This window comes from Aquamicrobium sp. LC103, assembly GCF_001014615.2.
Classification (GTDB): Bacteria; Pseudomonadota; Alphaproteobacteria; order Rhizobiales; family Rhizobiaceae; genus LBCQ02.
The window spans coordinates 307,691-327,673 of record NZ_LBCQ02000005.1; the positions used below are offsets into that span (position 1 = coordinate 307,691).

Sequence of the window (19,983 nt, forward strand, 5' to 3'; positions counted from 1 at the left end):
ACTCGTGGCATGGCGGGGCGACGATTTCGCCCCGCATTCCGCAAATCGACGTGACGAGGACGTCAGCCGGTCAGCGATACTTACGCATCTCGCGGTCGATGTTCTGGGCAGCTTGCGTCAGTGCGCCTGAAACGTCCGAACCCGTCTGGATGTCCTGCATCGCGGTGCGTAGGAAATCCTCATATTCCCGGTAGGCAGGCGTGGCGGGGCGCGGAGTAGCGGTGTTCGCGAGCTCGTAGCGGACGATCTCCCAGGCCGGATCGACGAAGGTGGTGCCGGCCCGCTCCTCCCAGACTTCCTCGAGCGAGGGCGGGTATTGCCGCAAATCAAACCACAAATTCATCGCGTCGCGGGTAGAAAGCCATTTCACGAAGGCCTGGGCCTCGTCCATGAAAGCGGTGCGCGGATTGATGCCGATATGCCAGCTTCCGGTCGGCGTGACCTGCTTGCCGCCGGCGAAATAGGGATGTGGCGCCACGCCGAATTCGAGGCCTTCGAACTTTTCGAATCCCACGAGATTCCAGGTGCCCCCGATGATCATGGCGAGCTTGCCAGACCCGAACATTTCTTGGGTGACGCCGGTCTGGAACGTCCCAACCGGACCTACCTTGTGAGTCTGGAAGAGCTCCTGATACCACGTCATCGCCTCGATCATGCCCTCGCCGTCGACATACCCGGAGGCCGTCAGCCCGTCGGGTCCGATGACTTCCGCGCCGCGGCTCAGCGGCACGGGAAGGAGCTGATAGGGATTGGTATTCTCGAACGCGAAGCCGAATTGCGAGATCTCCGGCTTGGTGAGCTGTTGCGCGATCGGCAACAGGTCTTCCCACGTCAGGCGCTGATCGGGGGCGGACGCCGGCTCGGCGATGCCGGCTTCGGCGAAGAGCTTCTTGTTGTAGAAAAGGAGCTGCGAGGACGCGCCCAGAGGCATGGCGTAGAGCTTGTCGTCGTAGGTACCCTGCACCAGCGTGGTCGGCACGAAACGATCACGGTCGGCAGCGAGCATCTCGTCGAGCGCGAGGAGGTGCCCGCGTGCCGCGTAGGAAGCGGTCAGCGGGCCGTCGACAAGATAGACGTCGGGAAGTTCGTTGCGCGCCTGAAGCCGCACCTCCAGCGTGCGGAACAGCTCCGCAATCGGCAGTCGCTCGGCGGAAATGCGAATTCCGCTTTCCTTTTCGAAGGCGGTCATAAGCGGTGTGACCTGGTTTTCAGGCCAGCCCATCCATGGCGCCGACAGGGTCACGGATTGGGCGGCCGCGCGCCCCAGCGAACCGGCGAAGGCCATGCTGGCGGCCCCGGCCATGAATTGACGTCTTCCGATCTGCATCGAGTTCCCCATTCGAGTTTCGGACCCATTGTGGCTGCGCCAGCCGCTGTTTCCCGGTTGTGCACACGTGTGAATAATGCATATTAACCGCAACGACTAGTCAAGAGGGAAGTTTTGGTCGAAACGGAGCGCAGCTGCTTTCGACTTTCGGGAGAACGGAATTTGGACAGGGAAAAGAAGAAGATCCGTTCCTTCGAAGTTGCCGAGCTGGCGCAAATTTCGCGTTCGACCGTGTCCCGCGCGCTGGCGGGAGACCCGCGTATTTCCGAAGACACCCGCGAGCGCGTGCTCGCCGCGGCTGCCGAACTGGGCTACCAGCCCAATCTCATCGCACGCGGTCTCAAGAACCAAAGCACCGGAATCGTGGGAGTGGTCGTAACCGACCTCAACAATCCCTATCACGCCCACGCGCTGCAACTTCTCATCGAAAAGCTCGGCGCGCGCAGGCTCGCCCCGCTCGTCTTCGTCGGCGATACGGCGGAAGGGGCCGAAAGTGCGATCGAGCGGCTGATGAGCTACCAGGTCGATGCCGTCATTGCGCTTGCCGCGCCTTTCAGCAGCCAGATCGTCCGTGCCTGCAAGGCCGGTCGCAAGCCGCTGGTCCTCATGAATCGCTACGACGGGGACGAGACGGTCAACGTCATCTGCGGCGACAGCATCTCGGCCGGCGCCATGGTCGCAGATCACCTGGTTGGGCAAGGTGCGCGGACATTCGCCTATTTCGCCGGTGAAGACAGCACCACGATCAGCCTCGATCGCGAGACCGGTTTCGTCAAGCGCCTCAACGAAAACGGATTTGCATTGTCGGCACGCGTTTCGAGCCGCTATAGCCATGCTCACGCGCTCAAGGTGGCGCCAGAACTCTTGTCCAGCGGCGCGCAGGCCGTCTTTTGCGCCAACGACACGCTGGCTTTCGCACTGATCGATGCGGTCCGCCAGTCGCCAGCCGCTGCCGTTTCGCCGCTGATCGTCGGCTATGACAATTCCGCGCTTGCGTCCTGGCCCATCTATGACCTGACGTCGGTCGACCAGAACCTCGAGGAAATGACGTCGCTCACCGTCGAGACGGCGCACGCGATCGTCATCGCCTCCGACACGCCGCCCAAGCGCCACACCATAAAGCCGTATCTCGTCGAGCGCGGCTCAACCCGAATACAATCGGCTTAGGAAACGATATGACCAAAGTGTTGATCGACTGCGATCCCGGACATGACGACGCGACCGCCATCCTCTATGCGGCGCGCCATCTCGAACTTGTCGGGATCAGCACGGTCTACGGAAATCAGTCGGTCGACAAGACCACGACCAACGCCCTTTCCCTGTCGGATCTTCTGGGGCTCGACGTGCCTGTCGCGCGCGGCTGCGAGCAGCCGTTGATCCGTACGTTCCGGCACGGCGGCGACGTTCATGGCAAGACCGGCATCGACGGCGCGGAACTGCCGGTGCCCAGCCGACAGGCCGTCGATGCCCACGCGGTCGATTTCATCATCGAGATGGCGGGCAGATATCGCGACGAACTCGTCTTGTGCCCGATCGGACCTTTCACCAATGTCGCGCTCGCGCTGCGCAAGGAGCCGCGTCTGGCGAAATGGCTGCGCGGCATCAGCTGCATGGGCGGAACGACGCAGATCGGGAACACGACGCCCGTCGCCGAATTCAACATCTGGTGCGATCCGGAAGCCGCCGACATCGTTTTTCGCAGCGGCGTGCCGATGTGGATGGTGGGGCTGAACGTTACCCGGCAGGTCGGTATTACCGAAGACGATATCGCCCGTCTGAACGCGGGCAACGCAGTGGCGCGCACATATGGCGGACTGTTCACCTTCTTCCGCCAGAGGCTGAACGAGATTCACGGGCTGACCACTGCGTCGCTGCACGATCCGTGCGCTCTGGTCCCGTTCATCGATCCGGAGCTGATCACCTATGCGAACTGTCCGGTGGAAGTCGAGCTCGGCGACGGTATCACCCGCGGCATGACCGTATGCGACTTCCGTAACCTGACATCGGCGAAGCTCGAGAACATCCGCTCGCGCTCGAGCAACAATTGCCACGTCGCCGTCGGCGTGGAGGCGCGCGCCTTGGTCGACCACATTATGAACGCCATCCTCGCATGGCCGGACCGCAGCTCCGCGAAACGGGAAGCAGCCACGCACTAGCAACTGTGCTTCATTTCGCCGGCTGTTGGGTCAGCTCCTTTACCACCCGGCGTGACGTCGAGATGAAGTCGAGGACGACGGCGGATGTTTCCCCGGCCGGCCATGCGACGGCAAGTTCCACCGTCTTCGGCAGTTCCACGAGCGGCCGATACACCAGGTATGGCGAAACCATGTGCTGTACCCAGGACGGCACGACCGCGATCCCGACACCGGCGGCGACGAGAGTCGTCACCGACAGCGTATGCAAGCCTTCCTGCACGATCATCGGATGGACGCCCGCCGCGCGCAACGCCTCCATCACCACGCTGTTGTAGCTGGCCCCAAGAATTGGCGCATAGGCGACCATGGACTCGCCCGCGAAATCCCTCAGTGAAAGATCCGCCTTCGCGGCGAGCGGGTGCGAGCGCGGCAGGACTGCGACAAAGCCCTCATTCGCCAGGACTTCCATCTGCATGAAGCCGGTTTCGCTGGTCGGGCGGATGAAGGCGATATTGATCTTTCCGCTTTCGAGCGTGCGCAATTGCTCCGCCGTGCCAAGCGGCATCACGTCGACGATGACCGCGGGATAGGATCTTCGAAAGGCAGCTATTATCGGCGGCAGGAAGTGCGACATGGCGATGTGCACGCCGCCGACCACGATCCTGCCCGTCTGCTCGCCGGAAATGGCGCGCGTATGCGACACCGCCCGATCGACATTGTTGAGCACCTCCTGCGCGTGCCACAGGAATGTCTCTCCCGCCGAGGTCAGCCTTACCCGCCGCGTGGTGCGGTGGAAGAGCTTGGTTCCCAGGCGTCCCTCGAGCTGCTTGATCTGCTGGCTGAGCGGGGCCTGGGCAATGCCGAGCCGCTCAGCGGCGCGGCCGAAATGAAGCTCCTCCGCCAGGCAGGCGAAATAGGCGATGTGGCGCAGCTCGATGCCGTGTTTCATATACAGAACATATAAATATACCGGCTATTAATGTATTGATTAAGATTTATCCCCGTGATTGTCTACATCTCTCAGCAGAAGGTGCACGCTCGAGATGCGCCTCCAAGAGGGACGATGCATGGGGAAGCGCCACCGATGACCCGCTTTTGGCTGGTGAAGATCGTTCGAACCCTTCTCACCTTGTGGTTCGTCCTCACCTTCGCCTTCATCGTGCTCCGCACCTCCGGCGATCCCGTCGTCGCGCTTCTCGGTGCGGATGCGAGGCCCGACGAAGTTGCCCAATTCCGCAGCCAATGGGGCCTCGACCGCCCGCTCTACGAGCAGTACGCCCGCTACATCGCGCAGATGGCGACCGGCCAGTTCGGCATCTCCTACCGCGACGGACGCCAGGTCATCGACATCATAGCCGAGCGCGTTCCCTGGACGCTGCTTCTCGGACTCGTCGCCTACCTGATTGCCGCTCTCGTCGGTATTCCGGCGGGTATACTGGCAGCGCTCAAGCGCGGTTCCACGCTCGACCGGCTGATCATGACTTTCGCCGTTTTCGGTTTCGCCTTGCCGAACTTCTTCCTCGGCATTTTGATGATCCTGCTGTTCTCGTTGACCCTGCAATGGCTTCCCAGTTCCGGAACAGGCACGATCTGGCACTTCCTGATGCCCGCGATAACGCTCGGCACATTCACCGCGGGCACGCTCGCGCGCTTCACCCGTTCCGCCATGCTGGAGGTCCTCGACAGGCTGTATATGCGCGCCGCGGCCGCCAAGGGCGTGCCGCATTGGAAGCGGATCCTGCTGCACGCACTTCCCAATGCGGCGATCCCGATCGTCACCATCATCGGCCTCAATCTCGGCCAGCTCATCGCCGGCGCCATCGTGGTCGAGACGGTGTTCGCCTGGCCGGGCGTCGGCCGGCTGCTCGTCACAGCGGTTTCGTCGCGCGATCTTGCGGTGGTGCAGGCACTGGTTCTCGTCATAGCGGCCACCATGGTCGTGGCAAATCTGCTGGTCGATCTCCTGTACGGGCTTCTCGATCCGCGCATTCGCGTCGCACGCTGAGGTTTGAGCATGCGCCGTCCGCCGCTTATCCTCTCCGCTGCCCTCGTTGTCCTTGCCGCCGTGGTGGTCGTCGCGATCATCGGCAACGTCTTCACGCCGCACGGCGTCACCCAGCAGAACCTCCTCGCCCGTCTGAAGCCTCCCGCCTTCCTCGGTGGCGATCCGAACTATCCGCTCGGCACCGACAGGATCGGTCGCGACATGGTGGCCCGTCTGATCTCGGGCCTGCGCATGTCGCTTTCGGTGGCGCTGGCCGGCACCTTGATCGGAGCCGTCGTCGGCGCGCTCGTCGGCTTCATCGCCGCGCATCTGCGCGGCTGGGCAGAGGAGGTGCTGATGATGCTGGTGGACTTCCAGGCATCGCTGCCCTTCATTCTCATCGCGCTGACGCTACTCGCCTTCTTCGGCAACAGCATGACGCTCTTCGTGATCCTGATGGGCCTGTTCGGCTGGGAGACCTATGCCCGATTGGCGCGGGGCGTGGTTCTCTCCGCGACGAGCCAGCCCTATTCGAAGGCGATCGTGGCGTTGGGCGCCGGACCGTGGCGGCTCTACACCCGCCATATCCTGCCCAACGTGGCGAGTGCGCTCATCGTCCAGATCACGCTCACCTTCCCGCAGATCATCCTGCTGGAGACGTCGCTCTCCTTCCTCGGACTGGGCATACAGCCGCCGATGACGAGCCTCGGCCAGATCCTCGGCGACGGGCGTGACTATCTCTCGACCGCCTGGTGGATATCGGTTCTGCCCGGGGCGCTGATCTTCATCATCACACTTTCCATGAGCATCGTCGGTGACTGGTTGCGCGACCGCCTCGACCCGATGCTCAAGAGCAGAACGTCGTAAGGCACGGAAACAAGTCAGGAGATGGAAATGTTTACCAGACGCGACATTGGAAAGCTCGTCATCGGTGCCGGCGCGGTTTCGCTCGCCACGCCCTTCAAGCTCGCGAGCGCTCAGGATCGGCCGACGCTGACCATCGCCGTCGACAATCTTTGGCAGAACATGGCGACCATCAACGGGATATCGACCACGTCGCGGCGAATCTTCCCCAATTTCTACGACGGCCTGGTCGACCGCGACTACATCAACGACGAGAACGGCCTCATCCTTGCCCCCAAGCTCGCCACGAGCTGGGAGCAGAACGGAAATGTCTGGTCCTTCGAGCTGCGCCAGGGCGTTCTCTTCCACGACGGTACGGAAATGACCGCAGAAGACGCGGCGTTTACCCTCTCTGCCGATCGCCTTTGGGGTCCGAAGCCCTTCGAGCCTCGTGGCAAGACTTTCACCGATGGCTTCAAGCGCGTCGAGGCAACCGGCAAGTACACGTTCGAGATCGAGACGGAACGGCCCGATCCCTACATCCCGGGCAAGCTCACCGGCTATATGGGCCTTGTGGTCCCGAAGAAATATTATCTCGAGAAGGGCGTCGACGGTTTCGGCCAGGCGCCCGTCGGCACCGGCCCCTACAAGGTCACGACCTTCCGTTCCGGCGAGGTCATGGTGCTCGATGCATTCGACGACTATTGGGACGGCGCGCCGCCGGCCAAGCAAGTCATCTGGAAGATCGTGCCGGAATTCTCCGGCCGCATGGCGGGGCTCGTCTCGGGAGAGTTCGACTTCATCGTCAACATACCGACCGATCAGGAGGCGACGCTCGAGGGCTACGACAAGGTCAAGCTCATTCGCGCCACCGCCAGCAACTATCCCGCCTTCGCGTTCAACACCCGCCCCGATCCGGAAGACAATCCGCTCGTCGATGCCAATCTCCGCTACGCGATGGTGCAGGCGATAGACATGGACACGATCGTCCAGGCGCTTTTCGGCGAGGCGACCTTTCATCCGGCCGTGCCGTTCAATTTCCCCGAATATGGCCGGTTCTACGATCCGGCTCTCAAGCCGCTGCTGCCTTACGATCCCGTCAAGGCGAAAGAGCTCGTCCAGAAAAGCGGTTATGACGGGCGGCCCCTGCGCTGGCACATAACCCGTCAGTTCTACCCCAACTACGAGGCCGCCGCCGAGATCATGATCGAGCAATGGCGCGAGGTCGGTATCAACGTGCAGGCGATCGTGCTCGACAATTTCGAGCTCGTTTATCGCCGACCCTTCCATCTCATGAACATGTCCATGTCGACGGATTTCATTCCCGGCGATCCCTATCAGCCGCTTTGGCTGGACTGGGGACCGACCGCCTCCCGCTCGACCGCGTCCTGGAAGACTTGGGATCCAACCGAGAAGTTTATTGAGCTCGGCAATATATTCGAGCGGCAAACGGAATTCGAGGCTCGCAAGAAGGCCTACCAGGATCTTTCCGCCGAATGGCAGCGGGTGACGCCCGGTTACTACATGTGGAAGAGCGTCTACAACTGGGCCCACCGGGACGACATCGAATGGAAGCCGCGCGCCGACGGCGAGATGCGGATGTTCGGCGACTATCTGAAGCTGTCGTGACCGGGATGCGGTCGAAGCATGCTCTCAAGGACATGACGTTCGCGGAGTTCCGCGAGCGTCTTTCCGAGGATCTCGTCGTCCTGCTTCCGTTTGGCAGCCAGGAGGAGCAGGGACCGCACGCGCCGATGGGAGATTTCATGCTGACCGAAGCCATCGCTCTGCGCGTGGCGGAGGCCTCGGGGGCTGTGGCTGCGCCGACGATTCCTTTCGGCTATGCCGATTTCTTCCGCACGGTTCCGGGCGGCGTCCAGTTGCGCGCCTCGACCTTCACCGCGCTTGTCGAGGATATGGTCGGCGCCTTTCTCGATCATCGCGTGGAGCGCCTCGTCATTCTCAACGGGCACACGACGAATGCCTCCCTCATCGACCAGACCGTGCGCCGCATCCGCCGCGAACGGGGGGTTGCGGTCGCCTCGATCAACATCTGGCAGTCGATTCCCGATGCGTTGTGGAAGAAGCTTCATGGAAGCGAGGCGGCGCGCGCCCGCGGCCATGGCGGTGATCCGATCACATCGGTCTACATGCACCTGTTCCCGAACCTGCTGCGTCCCGATCTTATCCGTCCCTCCGTCCGTTCCCGGGCGCTCGGCCTCCCCACCGGCGGCGTTGCCGGCGTACAGTTCGAGGGCATTCCCGTGCAACTGCCGCTCGATGCGACGGAGATCAATGCGGATGGCATGCTGGGCGGAGACGCTACGCTCGCCTCCGCGGAGATCGGTCGCGAGATCGTCGACCACATCGTCGGCTTTGCCGCCCGCTTCGTCGAACATTTCCAGCATTGCGACCCGCGCGACGTCACGTTCTCTCCTGCCAGGGAGGTCGAACCCTCGTGACCGGACCGCTTCTCGCCATCGAAGATCTCAACGTGCGGCTACCACGGGGCAGCGACCGCAGCCACGCGGTCGAAGGCTTGTCGCTGACGCTCGAGAAAGGCGAGATACTCTGCATCGTCGGCGAATCCGGCTCCGGCAAGTCGATGACCGCGCTTGCCGCGATGGGGCTGCTGCCACGCAATCTCCCAAAGCCCACGGGTCGGGTCGTTTTCGAAGGGACCGATCTTCTCGGCCTGGACGAGCGCAGGCGCAGCGACATCACCGGCCGGCGCATCGCCATGATCTTTCAGGAGCCGACCGCGGCGCTCAACCCGGTCTACCGGGTCGGCGAGCAGGTGGCCGAGACGTTCCGTCTGCACACCGATCTGTCCGCGGCGGAAATCCGCGATCGCGTGGTCGATCTCTTTCGCGAGGTGCGGCTGCCGAATCCCGAGCAGATCGTCCATTCCTATCCGCACCAGCTCTCCGGGGGTCAGTGCCAGCGCGTCATGATCGCGACCGCGCTCGCCCTGGATCCGGCGGTACTGATCGCCGACGAGCCTACCACCGCGCTCGACGTGACCACCCAGGCGCAGATATTGCGGCTGATGCTGGAGCTTCGTCAGCGCCACGGCGCCGGTATCGTCTTCATCACCCACGATTTCGGTGTGGTCGCCGAAATCGCCGATCGCGTGGCGGTGATGCAGCAGGGCCGTCTCGTCGAGATCGGGACGCGCGAGGAAGTCTTGCACGCTCCCAAGGCCGACTACACCCGCCGCCTGCTGGCCGCGGTTCCGACGCTGGACCCTCGCATTTCCCGCACCGATCTGGGCAAGCCGGTCCTCCTGGCCAGGAAGATCGTCAAGACGTTCTCCGGGAACGGCCTCTTCGGACGCGGCCGGAGCGTCAAGGCGGTCGATGCCGTGGACGTCACCATTCGCCAGGGCGAGACGATCGGCCTCGTCGGCGAATCAGGTTCTGGAAAGTCGACGCTCGCCCAATGCGTCATCCGCCTGGTCGAGCCGGACAACGGCGAGGTGATCATCTCCGGCGGGGCCTTCACCGGTCTGAGAGGAAGTGCGCTTCGCGACGCCCGCCGCCGCGTCCAGATCGTGTTTCAGGATCCCTATACCGCGCTCGATCCGCGACAGAAGATCGGTGCCGCCATCGCCGAAGGGCCGCGCGTTCATGGAGTTTCTGCCGGTGAGGCGATGCAGCGGGCCTTCGACCTTCTCGATGCTGTGGGGCTCGATCGTGCGTCCGCCGACCGATTTCCGCACGAATTTTCGGGCGGGCAGCGCCAGCGCATCTGCATCGCCCGTGCGCTCGCCGTCGAGCCCGATCTGTTGATCGCGGACGAATCCGTTTCAGCACTCGACGTATCGATCCAGGCGCAGATTCTCGACCTGCTCGCCGACATGCAGCGTCGGCTCGGCTTCGGCATGCTGTTCATCACCCATGACCTGCGCGTCGCAAGCCGCATTTGCGACCGCATCGCCGTCATGCGCGCCGGCAGGATCGTCGAGGAGGGCGAGCCGGCCACTCTCTTCGATAACCCCCAGGATCCCTACACGCGCGAACTCCTCGCCGCGGTGCCCGGTCGCGACTGGCAAACCGCGCCGCCTGGACAAACCAAAGCAAGGGCAGAGTCATGAAGAAGTACCGCATCGGAAATCCGCCGCCGCAGATCGATCCCGGGCTGGCGGAAAAGCTGGCAAGCGTCGAGCTCGCGACCATCGGCCATTTCCGTCATCGTGGTTTCGTCCACCGCTCGATCGCGCCGATTCAAGAGGTCCATGGCACGCTCGTCGGTACCGCGGTCACGGTCGCCATCCCGGCAACCGATTCCACGCTTCTCCACCATGTGCTCTCCGTCGTGCGTCCTGGTGACTTCCTGATCGTCGACCGGCTCGGCGATGACCGTCACGCCTGCCTCGGCGGCGGCGTTGCCTTCGCCGCCAGGATGGCTGGCGCGATCGGGGTCGTGATCGACGGTCCGTGCACCGATCCGGACGAGATACTGGAGACGGGCCTCCCGGTCTGGTGCCGCGGCGTCTCCTCGATCACGACCCGCCTCAACGATCTCGGCGGCGCGATCAATGTCCCTGTTTCCTGCGGCAATGTTCCGGTTCTGCCGGGCGATTTCGTCATGGCGGACGCGACGGGCGTGCTTGTCATCCCGGCGGATGAAGCCGCGGAGGTCGCGGAAGAGGCACTCACGCGCCAGGCGCGCGCCGGCCGCAACAGAGGCCGCATCGAGGCGGGCGAAAAGCTCGGCGACCTCTCCGGCGCAAGCCGCCTCGTTGCCGCCGCCCTCGAGGAGAAGGCGAATGGCTGACCGGAACCACGACGCGCTTCGCGCCGAACGCTGGATCACCAGAAAGACGGCGGGCGTCAGCGAGTTCGGTGTCGTCACCTCCCAGCACTACGTCGCAGCCGAGGCGGGGGCCGCTGTGCTTGCCGCCGGCGGCAATGCGGTCGATGCAGCCGTCACCGCCGCCTTCACGCTGCAGACGGTCGAACCATGGATGACGAGCCTCGCGGCCTGCGGCTACCTCATGGTGAACCAGCCGGATGGCAAGGTGGAGGTGGTTGAGTTCACGGGACGCGTACCGGGGCACTTCGATCCGGAAACCTACAGGCCCGACCCGGCCATCAAGACCTTCATCGGCCATCCCGCTTCGGTCAAAGAAGCCAACGTCAAGGGCTTCACCGCCGCCGTCGTCCCGGGTTGCGTACGCGGTTTCGCCACGGCGCTCGATCGTTATGGCACGATCGGCTTCGACCGGGCTCTGGCTCCAGCCATCGAGCGTGCCCGCCGCGGCCTCTTCGTCGACTGGCACACGACGCTGGCGATTGCGCTCGCCGAGGGCGACCTGCGCGAGGATCCCGGCGCGCGCGCGATCTTCCTGCCCGATGGCGCTCCGCCCGAACCCGGCACGTGGCTTCCGCTGAATGCTCTTTCCGAAACCCTGGAGCAGCTTGCCGCGAGCGGGCCAAATGCCCTCTATGCCGGCCCGATCGGAGAGAGGCTCTGCGCGGATCTCGCACATGGCGGTAGTCCGGTCACACTGGACGATCTCGCCGCCTATGAACCGCTCCTTTACGAGGCGCGCTCCATCCGCATCGCCGGAAAAAGGGTCCACGTGGCCGGCGAGACCAGCGGCGGCCAGCGCCTGTTCGATGCGCTCGCTCATTTCGACGAGCATCGCGGCAGGGGACCGGTCGATGCGGGTTTCTTTGCGGCCATGGCTGATGCATGTTGGGACGCCTTCGCCGCTCATCGCGGCCGTCTCAATCCGGCCGAGACCAACCCGAAGTCGAGCACGACGCAGGTCAATGCCGTCGACCGCGAAGGCCGGATGGTCACGATCACCTTCACGCTTCTCAACCGTTTCGGCGCGCGCGCGCTTTCTCCTTCCACCGGAATCCTGCTCAACAACGGCATGTCCTGGTTCGATCCGCGTCCGGAACGCGCCAACAGTCTTAGGCCCGGGGTTTATGCGCCAAGCAATATGTGCCCCGTCGCCATCACCGACCAGAATGGCTCCTTCGCCGTGCTTGGAGCTGCCGGCGGCAACCAGATCGTGCCGTGCATGGCGCAACTCGTCGGCATGCTGATCCATGCCGGGCTGGACGTGGAGGAGGCGCTCAACCTGCCGCGCATGAGCACGGGGCCGACACGGGACATCACGGTGGATGTCGACATGCCGGAGGACCAGCTTGCCGCGCTTGAAGCGCTGGCTCCGCTGAAACCATTCCAGCGGGCGGTCTATCCACGTCCCTTTGCCGCACCGGGCGCCATCGGGCGGCGCGGCAAGGCCTTCGTCGGCATGGCAGATACCACCTATCCGGCAGCCTTCGCCGCCATTCCCCACATGCAGTGAACCAAGCGAACATGTCTCTCGAAATTCAAGCCCTCGACATCGACGGCGTTCTTTCCGTCGTTCCGCCTCGCGCCGCGCCCGTTCCGCTTGTCTTCGACAGCCCGCATAGCGGCCTGTCGCTGCCGGCCGACTTCAGGCCGGCCGTTTCCGCCGAGATGGTCAGGATCGCCTCCGACACGCATGTGGACGATCTCTTCGGCTTCGCCCCCGACCTCGGCGCTCCGCTGTTGATCGCCCAGTTCCCCCGCAGCTTCCTCGACGTGAACCGTTCGCTGAAGGACGTGGATCTGGAGCTCGTGAACGGCCAATGGCCGCATCCGGTCCGTGACAGCCCTTCGGCCAGGCGCGGCATGGGTCTCGTCTGGCGGTACGCCTGGGGCGACGTGCCGATGTATGAGCACCCCATGAGCGTGGCCGAACTGGAGGCCCGGATCGACCGCTATTGGCGACCTTATCACGGGGCGCTCGTCGAGCTTCTCGATGCGAACCACGCCGCCTTCGGCTGCGTCTATCACATCAATTGCCATTCGATGCCGGCGATCGGCCACAAGCTGTCGCCCGATCCTGCCGGCACGGTTCGTGCCGACATGGTGATCGGCGACTATGAGGGGACAAGCTGCGAGCCCGGCTTCGTGGCGCTCGCCGCGGAAACACTGAAGGGCTTCGGCTATTCGGTGGCGCTGAACGTTCCCTTCAAGGGCGCCGAGCTGATTTCGGCCTATTCGGATCCCTCGCGAAAGCGCAACAGCATTCAAATCGAGCTGAACAGACGGCTTTACATGGATGAAGCTACCCGCGAACGCACGGCCGACTATGCCGAACTGCGCCGGAACCTCATGGAATTTGGGGCGGCTCTGAAGACCTATGCCTTGCACATCTCCTCCATCGGCTGAAGCGCCGTGGTAAGGGAGACTTCAGAGCACTTTGCCTTGAAAGGCGCTGCTCGATAATCTTTGGGATTGTGACAACTTTACTTGCGAGCGAACGCCTGCCGACCGCTCCGGTCGAGGCGGCAGAAGGCCTCATACGGGCTCGATATGGTGCCCGCCGCATATCGGATCGCGCTCGATCTTGAAATGACAAACCATCACAATTCGTTCGCCAACGCCATCAAATCCGCGTTGGAGCCGCATCGAAGCTAGATTCGGCGGGAAATGCGCATGCGCGCGCCAGCAACATGTACTCCTGCCCGTCGCCCTGGGCGCTGCCGTCGATGAGGCCGCACCGTCCATCAAAACTTCGTCTGACCCCATCGGTCCGCGCCTCATGTTACGAAAGATGCCAACCTGATCGCAGCTTTGCATCGCGCAGCCCCGCGACAGGGCGCTCTGAATACCGAGTGGGTTGATGGAACTTTCGAAAATCAAGACGCTGATCGAGTTTGTCGGTCGATCGAACATTGCGGAGCTCACCGTCACGGAGAAGGGCACGACGGTCCGGATCTTTCGTTCACACTCTTCAAGTCTTGAGGTTCCGCCTGCTGCTGCGGCTCGCGAAGCCGTTCAGACGTCCACGCCTGACCTCGACGTGCGAAACGCGTCCGCGGGATCACGGACGGCATCCGTCATCGCGGTGACAGCCCCCATTTTTGGCGTGCTTCATGCCGCGCCCGCGCCGGGAGAGAATGCCTTCGTCAAGCTGGGCGATGAGGTGCGGGAGGGCCAAACGCTTTTCATCATCGAGGCGATGAAGGTCTTCAACAAGATCAGCGCACCCCGTGCCGGCCGCATCACCCGCCTGAGCGATATGGACGGCAGCGAGGTGGAGGCGGGTGAAATGCTTGCGGAGATTGCGTGAATGCGGAAGATGCGGAGCAGAACCGTGCAGCCGGCGCGTCGCTTCGAGACGGTACTGATCGCGAATCGCGGCGAGATCGCAGTGAGGATTCAAAGGGCATGCCGGGAACTCGGCTTGGCGACCGTCACGGTGTGCTCGGAGGCTGATCGCGATGCTGCCTATGGCAAGGCCTCCGACATGTCCTTGTGTATCGGCCCTTCCAGTGCGGCGAAGAGCTATCTCAATCAGGACGCTCTTCTTCTCGCTGCGCGGCTGTCGGAGGCCGGCGCGGTTCATCCAGGCTACGGGTTCCTCTCGGAAAACGCCGCGTTCGCGGCGGCGGTGGAAGAAGCCGGCCTGGTTTTCATTGGGCCTGAACCGTCATCTATCGCGACAATGGGCGACAAGATTTCGGCCAAGAGCGCAATGATGGCGGCGGGCGTGCCATGTGTTCCCGGACCGGATAAGGAGCTGCCGAACGATCCGGCGGTCATCGATCAGATTGCCGCGCAGATCGGTTATCCGGTGATCGTCAAGGCGGCCGGCGGCGGCGGTGGCCGGGGGATGCGGGTGGTACCGAATGCGGATGCGTTGCAGGAGACGGTGGCGCTCACCCGCGAGGAGGCCCGCAAGGCGTTCGGTTCGTCTTCCCTGTATATGGAGAAGTTCCTCCAGCGTCCGCGGCATGTCGAAATCCAGGTCCTTTGCGACAATCATGGCAACGCGGTCTGGCTCGGACATCGGGATTGCTCGATGCAGCGTCGCCACCAGAAGGTGGCCGAGGAAGCTCCCGCGCCGGGCATCCCACGGCAGACCATTGCGCCGGTCGGCGCAGCCTGTGTCGAGGCCTGCCGCCAGATCGGCTATCGCGGTGCCGGCACATTCGAGTTCCTTTATGAAAACGGCGCGTTCTATTTCATCGAAATGAACACCCGGCTTCAAGTCGAGCACCCGGTCACGGAAATGACGAGCGGCTTCGACATCGTCCAGGCCCAGATTAAGGTGGCTCAGGGCGAAGTTCTGGAAATCTCCCAGGACGAGGTGGAATGCGAGGGCCACTCGATCGAATGCCGCATCAATGCCGAGGACCCCGTCTCGTTCATGCCTTCGGCAGGCATCATCACCGCGCTTGATCTACCAAGCGGTCCCGGCATTCGCGTCGATACCCACATCCATGCCGGTTACAAGGTCTCGCCGCATTATGATTCCCTGATTGCCAAGCTGATCGTCCATGGCGCGACACGCGCCGAAGCGATGGCGAAGATGCGCGACGTCCTGGCGAGGATTCGCCTGGATGGAATCTCCACCAACATCCCGCTCCTGCGCGCATTGTTCGAAGACGACGCGTTCATCCGCGGCGAAACAGACATTCATTACCTCGAACAGTGGCTGAAGCAGCGGAGTGCTGCATGAGCGACGTGGATTTCAGTGATCCCGCGACGATCGCATTGCTGACTTCCGCCCTCGAGGCCGCCGGGGTCGACGGGGTCGAGATCGAGCAGCCGGCGAGCGGGCTGCGCATCTTGCTTGCCAAGGGCAGCCGTCCTTTCGTAAGCGGTGGTTCGAAGCCTGGCGGCCGTGCCGCGACCATGGTCATAAGGGCGCCGATGGCGGGTCGGTTCTGGGTTCACCACCCGTCGTGGCCCGCCACCGCTCGAAACTATCCACGGCCTGTAACGCGAATGGACGTCCTGGGCTTCATTCGCGTCGGCCCCATCCTGCTTCCCTTGAGAACCGCCGTTTCGGGCCGCGTGGAAAAATGCGTTGCCGAACATGATGCGATGGTCGGGTTCGGCGATTCTCTTTTTGAAATCGAGCCTCATTCATGACTGCGTCCGATCTGCATGCGCCGCAGCGTGAAATCGTTCCGGCGACATCTGGCCGTCCTCGTATTTCCGCGATCGGATCGAGGGCTTTCCTGCTCGAAGCCCCCGGTGACTTCGATCTCGCTTCGCAGCGACGGATATGGGCGCTTTCCAGGTCTCTGCGAGAATGGGAAGACCTATCCGAGATAGTCCCGGGGATGACCAACCTCCTGGCCATATTCAGGCAGACGCCAGGAGATCCGGATACTGTCGTGGCTCGCCTGGTCGAGGCTTGGGAGTGTGCCCGGAGCATCGATCTGCATGGGAAGACGATCGAGATCGCGGTTCAATATGGCGGCGAACATGCCGCCGACCTTCCGGCGCTATGCAACCTTTCGGGGTTCAGCGACCGCGAGGTCGTCAGGATTCACTACGAGGCCACCTACAGGGTGTTCGCCTTGGGCAGCGCACCCGGTTTCGGCTATCTCCATGGGCTCGATCCAAGAATCTACATGCCACGGAAAACCGTGCCGTCGCTGAATATGGCCAGGGGCTGCGTGACGATCGGCGGAATGCAGACCGGTGTCGCCGTGCTCACCGGACCCAATGGCTGGAACTCCATAGGCTACGCGGAACTTCAGATGTTCGATCCCCTGTCGTCGACGCCGGCGATCATGGCGCCGGGCGACACGGTCCGCTTCGTGCCGGAGAGGATCGAGCTATGATCGAGATCGTCCATACCGGCCCCTTCAACACGGTTCAGGATCTGGGGCGACCCGGCTATCGGAATATTGGCGTCACGGCGAGCGGGGCGATGGATTCGCTGGCCCTGAAGATCGGTAACATGATCGTCGGCAACGACGAAGGTGCCGCGGCGGTCGAGATCCAGACCTTTCCCTTTCGGGCTCGTTTCTCCGGCAGGGTCGTTTTCGCGCTGACCGGGGCCGATTGCGGCGCGACCCTCGATGGCGTGGAACTCCTGCCATGGTGCACCTACGCAGCCGAGATGGGGCAGGTTCTCGACCTGGCGCAGCCACGAGCAGCCACGCGGGCCTATCTTTGTGCGCAAGGAGGTGTTGATGTCCCGTCAGTGATGGGCTCGCGAAGCACGTCGTTGCGAGGCGGTTTCGGAGGAAATGCGGGTCGTTCCCTGGCCGCAGGCGATGTAATCGGCCTGGGCGAGATAGTGGATGCCGCGTGGCCCAAGGACGGCCTTGCGGTCATCGACCCTGGGCTTGCCCTGTCCGAGATGTTTCCACCGTCCTCGGACGGGCTACTGCCCATTCGTGCCCTGCCGGCCGGAGAGCACGAACTTTTCGGAGCCGATGCCGAGCGTTTCTGGGAGCAAACGTGGAAGATCTCCGCCCAGAGCGATCGGACAGGCTATCGCCTGTCCGGCGATCCGATCAAGCCGACCGCACCGGTAGAAATGCGTTCCCACGGCGTCGTGCCGGGGGTTATTCAGGTTCCCCCCAGCGGCGAGCCCATCGTGCAAATGAGCGATGCGAATACCGCCGGCGGATACCCGAAGATCGCGGGGGTGATCGAAGCTGATCTGTGGAGGCTCGGCCAAGCCCGTATCGGCAGCCGGTTGCAGTTCGTCCGAACCACGCATTCAGAGGCACTCGCGGTGGAAAAAGCAGTCGCGGGCTACGTCGAAGACGTGCGCAACACATCGCAGATGGTGAAACGGGCGCTGAAGGCAATGGCGTAGCGCCCATCGCGCACTCAACAGGAGGAACCGATGAAGATCGATCTGAATTCCGACATGGGTGAAGGATTTGGTCCCTACCGGCTATGCGACGACGAGGCGATGATGAAGATCGTTTCGTCGGCAAATATCGCCTGCGGCTTCCATGGCGGCGATCCGGATACCATGGCGCGCATGGTGCGACTTGCCAAGGCGAACGGCGTCAGCGTCGGCGCGCATCCGGGGCTGCCCGATCGACTGGGTTTCGGGCGTCGCGAGATGCCGTTCCAGGCCGATGAACTCCGTCAGCAGATGCTTTACCAGTTGGGGGCCTTGACGGCGATCTCAGGGGCCGAGCGCGTACGCGTTTCCCACATCAGCTTCCACGCGGCGATGGGAAACATGATCAGCCGGGACCCCGTGCTCGCAGATCTCATGATGGATGCCATCGGCACGGTGGTCCCGAACCTCATCGTGTTCGCGATGCCCGACAGCGAGATAGAAAGGGCCGCGAAGCGGGCAGGGTTGAGGACGCATGCGCTTTTCCTTGCCGATAGGGCCTATGATTCAGACGGCCACTTGGTTGCCCGCGGGCTGCCCGGCGCCCTCGTCAAGGAAGAAAATGCGGTCCGCGAGCGCGTACGACAGTTTCTGCTCCACGGGACCATCGAGACGATCGAGGGCGTGACGATCGCCATGCCTGCGCGATCCATCCTCGTCCACAGCGATACGCCTGGCGCGCTCGAACTCGCGCGCTTGGTCCGCAGTGAAATCGAGGCCACGGGTTCGACGATAGCTCCCGTCGACGAGATAGTCGGTTGATGGGAGACCTTGCGGACTGCCGCCCCGCTCCATTCCAACTCTGAAAGTTCACAAACATGCCCGCGATAGCCGACCGACTGAAGAACGTCTCGATATCCGCCTCCGCCGCGATGACGCAGCGGGCGCGCGACCTTGCCGCCAATGGAGTGAAGGTGGTCAGCCTGTCATCCGGCGAGCCGGATTTTCCCACCCCCGCCCATGCAATCGACGCGGCGCATGCCGCCGCTCTGGCCGGCGATACGAAATATCCTCCAATGGACGGAACCCGGGCCTTGAAGGCGGCCATCGCCCGCAAGTTCAAACGGGACAACAATCTCGACTATGACGCCAGCCAGATCGTCGTGTCCGGGGGTGGCAAGCAGGTGATCTTCAATGCGGTTCTCGCCACCTGCGATCCGGGCGACGAAGTCGTCATTCCCGCTCCCTCCTGGGTCAGCTATGCCGACATCGTGAGGCTGGCAGACGGGATTCCGGTTGCCGTCCCGTGCCCCGAGCAGGCGGGTTTCAAGCTGCGCGCCGAGGATTTGGAGGCCGCCCTCACTCCACGCACCAAATGGCTTTTCCTGAATTTTCCAAACAATCCGACGGGAGCGGCCTGTTCGCGCGCCGAGATGGCCGCGATCGCGGAAGTGATGCTGCGGCATCCGCATGTCTGGATACTGACCGACGATATTTATGAGCATCTGGTCTATGACGACTTCGAATTCTGCACGATCGCCGAGGTCGAGCCTCGGCTCTACGATCGCGTCCTGACCATGAACGGAGTGTCCAAGGCTTATGCCATGACCGGTTGGCGGCTTGGTTTCTGCGGCGGTCCCAGGGACCTGATCGCGGCCGTCAGCAACGTCAACGGACAAAATGGCGGCGGCATCACCACGGTCACGCAGGCAGCGGCCGTCGCGGTACTGGAAGGTGCTCAGGATCTTCTCGAGGAACGTGCCGCCATCTACAGGGAGAGGCGTGATTTCGTCCTGGGAAGATTGGCCGAGATCGAAGGACTGCGCTGTCATCGGCCGGAAGGCGCGTTTTATATCTTCCCGAACATTTCCGGGCTTATCGGCAAGACCAGCAAGGGCGGGCGTAAAATCGAGACAGACGTGGATTTCGTCATGGCTCTCGTGGACGAGCATCACGTCGCGACGGTTCAAGGCGCCGCCTACGGCATGAGCCCCTTCTTCCGCATTTCCTATGCGACGAGCATGGAGCAACTGGCCGAAGGATGTGCCCGGATCGCCCAGTTCTGCAAGGAGATGCGGTAAGCCGACAATCAGCC

At 63.0% G+C, this 19,983-nt stretch carries 19 protein-coding genes; 17 read left to right on the forward strand and 2 right to left on the reverse strand.

Going from position 1 to position 19,983, the window contains the following annotated elements; all coding sequences use genetic code 11:
• Positions 1–70: 70 nt before the first annotated feature.
• Positions 71–1,327, reverse strand: a complete 1,257-nt coding sequence (locus XW59_RS12065; protein WP_170990136.1) for a sugar ABC transporter substrate-binding protein — start codon at positions 1,325–1,327, stop codon at positions 71–73.
• A 162-nt stretch (positions 1,328–1,489) separates the two neighbouring features.
• Between XW59_RS12065 and XW59_RS12070 the strand changes: the two genes are divergently transcribed.
• A complete protein-coding gene (locus tag XW59_RS12070; RefSeq protein ID WP_047145073.1) occupies positions 1,490–2,494 on the forward strand; it encodes a LacI family DNA-binding transcriptional regulator in 1,005 nt (334 codons plus the stop codon).
• Positions 2,495–2,502: 8 nt separating this feature from the next.
• On the forward strand, positions 2,503–3,483 hold the full coding sequence (locus XW59_RS12075) for a nucleoside hydrolase (protein WP_047145072.1): 981 nt from the start codon (positions 2,503–2,505) through the stop codon (positions 3,481–3,483).
• Positions 3,484–3,493: 10 nt separating this feature from the next.
• Here XW59_RS12075 and XW59_RS12080 read toward each other — a convergent pair whose 3' ends face one another.
• Positions 3,494–4,411, reverse strand: coding sequence for a LysR substrate-binding domain-containing protein (locus XW59_RS12080; protein ID WP_047145071.1), 918 nt, complete (start codon positions 4,409–4,411; stop codon positions 3,494–3,496).
• Positions 4,412–4,546: 135 nt separating this feature from the next.
• Here XW59_RS12080 and XW59_RS12085 point away from each other — a divergent pair, with 135 nt between their 5' ends.
• The 15 genes from XW59_RS12085 (at position 4,547) to XW59_RS12155 (ending at position 19,969) form a co-directional block, all read left to right on the forward strand.
• On the forward strand, positions 4,547–5,467 hold the full coding sequence (locus XW59_RS12085) for an ABC transporter permease (RefSeq protein ID WP_047145070.1): 921 nt from the start codon (positions 4,547–4,549) through the stop codon (positions 5,465–5,467).
• A gap of 9 nt (positions 5,468–5,476) precedes the next feature.
• Positions 5,477–6,313: an ABC transporter permease gene (locus XW59_RS12090; RefSeq protein ID WP_047145069.1), complete on the forward strand. Its 837-nt coding sequence runs from the start codon at positions 5,477–5,479 to the stop codon at positions 6,311–6,313.
• 27 nt (positions 6,314–6,340) lie between these two features.
• Positions 6,341–7,918, forward strand: a complete 1,578-nt coding sequence (locus tag XW59_RS12095; RefSeq protein ID WP_047145068.1) for an ABC transporter substrate-binding protein — start codon at positions 6,341–6,343, stop codon at positions 7,916–7,918.
• A gap of 32 nt (positions 7,919–7,950) precedes the next feature.
• A complete protein-coding gene (locus XW59_RS12100) occupies positions 7,951–8,751 on the forward strand; it encodes a creatininase family protein (RefSeq protein ID WP_047145290.1) in 801 nt (266 codons plus the stop codon).
• Positions 8,748–10,385, forward strand: a complete 1,638-nt coding sequence (locus XW59_RS12105) for an ABC transporter ATP-binding protein (protein ID WP_047145067.1) — start codon at positions 8,748–8,750, stop codon at positions 10,383–10,385. Before XW59_RS12100 ends, XW59_RS12105 begins: the two co-directional genes overlap by 4 nt.
• Entirely contained in the window at positions 10,382–11,068 is a 687-nt protein-coding gene (locus XW59_RS12110; protein ID WP_047145066.1) for an RraA family protein, read from the forward strand. Before XW59_RS12105 ends, XW59_RS12110 begins: the two co-directional genes overlap by 4 nt.
• Positions 11,061–12,617: a gamma-glutamyltransferase gene (locus XW59_RS12115; protein WP_047145065.1), complete on the forward strand. Its 1,557-nt coding sequence runs from the start codon at positions 11,061–11,063 to the stop codon at positions 12,615–12,617. The genes XW59_RS12110 and XW59_RS12115 overlap by 8 nt, the downstream gene beginning before the upstream one ends.
• Before the next feature lie 11 nt (positions 12,618–12,628).
• A complete protein-coding gene (locus XW59_RS12120; RefSeq protein WP_047145064.1) occupies positions 12,629–13,510 on the forward strand; it encodes an N-formylglutamate amidohydrolase in 882 nt (293 codons plus the stop codon).
• A 454-nt stretch (positions 13,511–13,964) separates the two neighbouring features.
• On the forward strand, positions 13,965–14,414 hold the full coding sequence (locus tag XW59_RS12125; RefSeq protein ID WP_047145063.1) for an acetyl-CoA carboxylase biotin carboxyl carrier protein subunit: 450 nt from the start codon (positions 13,965–13,967) through the stop codon (positions 14,412–14,414).
• A gap of 9 nt (positions 14,415–14,423) precedes the next feature.
• Positions 14,424–15,806: an acetyl-CoA carboxylase biotin carboxylase subunit gene (locus tag XW59_RS12130; RefSeq protein ID WP_136068162.1), complete on the forward strand. Its 1,383-nt coding sequence runs from the start codon at positions 14,424–14,426 to the stop codon at positions 15,804–15,806.
• On the forward strand, positions 15,803–16,222 hold the full coding sequence (locus XW59_RS12135; RefSeq protein ID WP_047145061.1) for a hypothetical protein: 420 nt from the start codon (positions 15,803–15,805) through the stop codon (positions 16,220–16,222). The genes XW59_RS12130 and XW59_RS12135 overlap by 4 nt, the downstream gene beginning before the upstream one ends.
• Complete coding sequence (gene pxpB, locus XW59_RS12140) at positions 16,219–16,923, forward strand: 5-oxoprolinase subunit PxpB (protein ID WP_047145060.1); 705 nt, start codon at positions 16,219–16,221, stop codon at positions 16,921–16,923. The genes XW59_RS12135 and pxpB overlap by 4 nt, the downstream gene beginning before the upstream one ends.
• The gene (locus tag XW59_RS12145) at positions 16,920–17,912 is read left to right on the forward strand and encodes a biotin-dependent carboxyltransferase family protein (RefSeq protein ID WP_047145059.1); all 993 of its coding nucleotides are present in this window, start codon (positions 16,920–16,922) and stop codon (positions 17,910–17,912) included. The genes pxpB and XW59_RS12145 overlap by 4 nt, the downstream gene beginning before the upstream one ends.
• A gap of 30 nt (positions 17,913–17,942) precedes the next feature.
• Entirely contained in the window at positions 17,943–18,710 is a 768-nt protein-coding gene (locus XW59_RS12150; protein ID WP_047145058.1) for a 5-oxoprolinase subunit PxpA, read from the forward strand.
• A 56-nt stretch (positions 18,711–18,766) separates the two neighbouring features.
• The gene (locus tag XW59_RS12155) at positions 18,767–19,969 is read left to right on the forward strand and encodes a pyridoxal phosphate-dependent aminotransferase (RefSeq protein WP_047145057.1); all 1,203 of its coding nucleotides are present in this window, start codon (positions 18,767–18,769) and stop codon (positions 19,967–19,969) included.
• Positions 19,970–19,983: the final 14 nt, after the last annotated feature.

Excerpts from the sequence above, each read along its gene's own strand:
- XW59_RS12145 (WP_047145059.1), top strand. The coding sequence starts at position 16,920 with ATGATCGAGATCGTCCATACCGGCCCCTTCAACACGGTTCAGGATCTG.
- XW59_RS12125 (WP_047145063.1), top strand. The coding sequence starts at position 13,965 with ATGGAACTTTCGAAAATCAAGACGCTGATCGAGTTTGTCGGTCGATCG.
- XW59_RS12090 (WP_047145069.1), top strand. The coding sequence starts at position 5,477 with ATGCGCCGTCCGCCGCTTATCCTCTCCGCTGCCCTCGTTGTCCTTGCC.
- pxpB (WP_047145060.1), top strand. The coding sequence starts at position 16,219 with ATGACTGCGTCCGATCTGCATGCGCCGCAGCGTGAAATCGTTCCGGCG.
- XW59_RS12155 (WP_047145057.1), top strand. The coding sequence starts at position 18,767 with ATGCCCGCGATAGCCGACCGACTGAAGAACGTCTCGATATCCGCCTCC.
- XW59_RS12075 (WP_047145072.1), top strand. The coding sequence starts at position 2,503 with ATGACCAAAGTGTTGATCGACTGCGATCCCGGACATGACGACGCGACC.
- XW59_RS12065 (WP_170990136.1), bottom strand. The coding sequence starts at position 1,327 with ATGCAGATCGGAAGACGTCAATTCATGGCCGGGGCCGCCAGCATGGCC.
- XW59_RS12085 (WP_047145070.1), top strand. The coding sequence starts at position 4,547 with ATGACCCGCTTTTGGCTGGTGAAGATCGTTCGAACCCTTCTCACCTTG.
- XW59_RS12150 (WP_047145058.1), top strand. The coding sequence starts at position 17,943 with ATGAAGATCGATCTGAATTCCGACATGGGTGAAGGATTTGGTCCCTAC.
- XW59_RS12135 (WP_047145061.1), top strand. The coding sequence starts at position 15,803 with ATGAGCGACGTGGATTTCAGTGATCCCGCGACGATCGCATTGCTGACT.
- XW59_RS12095 (WP_047145068.1), top strand. The coding sequence starts at position 6,341 with ATGTTTACCAGACGCGACATTGGAAAGCTCGTCATCGGTGCCGGCGCG.
- XW59_RS12110 (WP_047145066.1), top strand. The coding sequence starts at position 10,382 with ATGAAGAAGTACCGCATCGGAAATCCGCCGCCGCAGATCGATCCCGGG.
- XW59_RS12120 (WP_047145064.1), top strand. The coding sequence starts at position 12,629 with ATGTCTCTCGAAATTCAAGCCCTCGACATCGACGGCGTTCTTTCCGTC.
- XW59_RS12080 (WP_047145071.1), bottom strand. The coding sequence starts at position 4,411 with ATGAAACACGGCATCGAGCTGCGCCACATCGCCTATTTCGCCTGCCTG.
- XW59_RS12115 (WP_047145065.1), top strand. The coding sequence starts at position 11,061 with ATGGCTGACCGGAACCACGACGCGCTTCGCGCCGAACGCTGGATCACC.
- XW59_RS12130 (WP_136068162.1), top strand. The coding sequence starts at position 14,424 with ATGCGGAGCAGAACCGTGCAGCCGGCGCGTCGCTTCGAGACGGTACTG.
- XW59_RS12100 (WP_047145290.1), top strand. The coding sequence starts at position 7,951 with ATGACGTTCGCGGAGTTCCGCGAGCGTCTTTCCGAGGATCTCGTCGTC.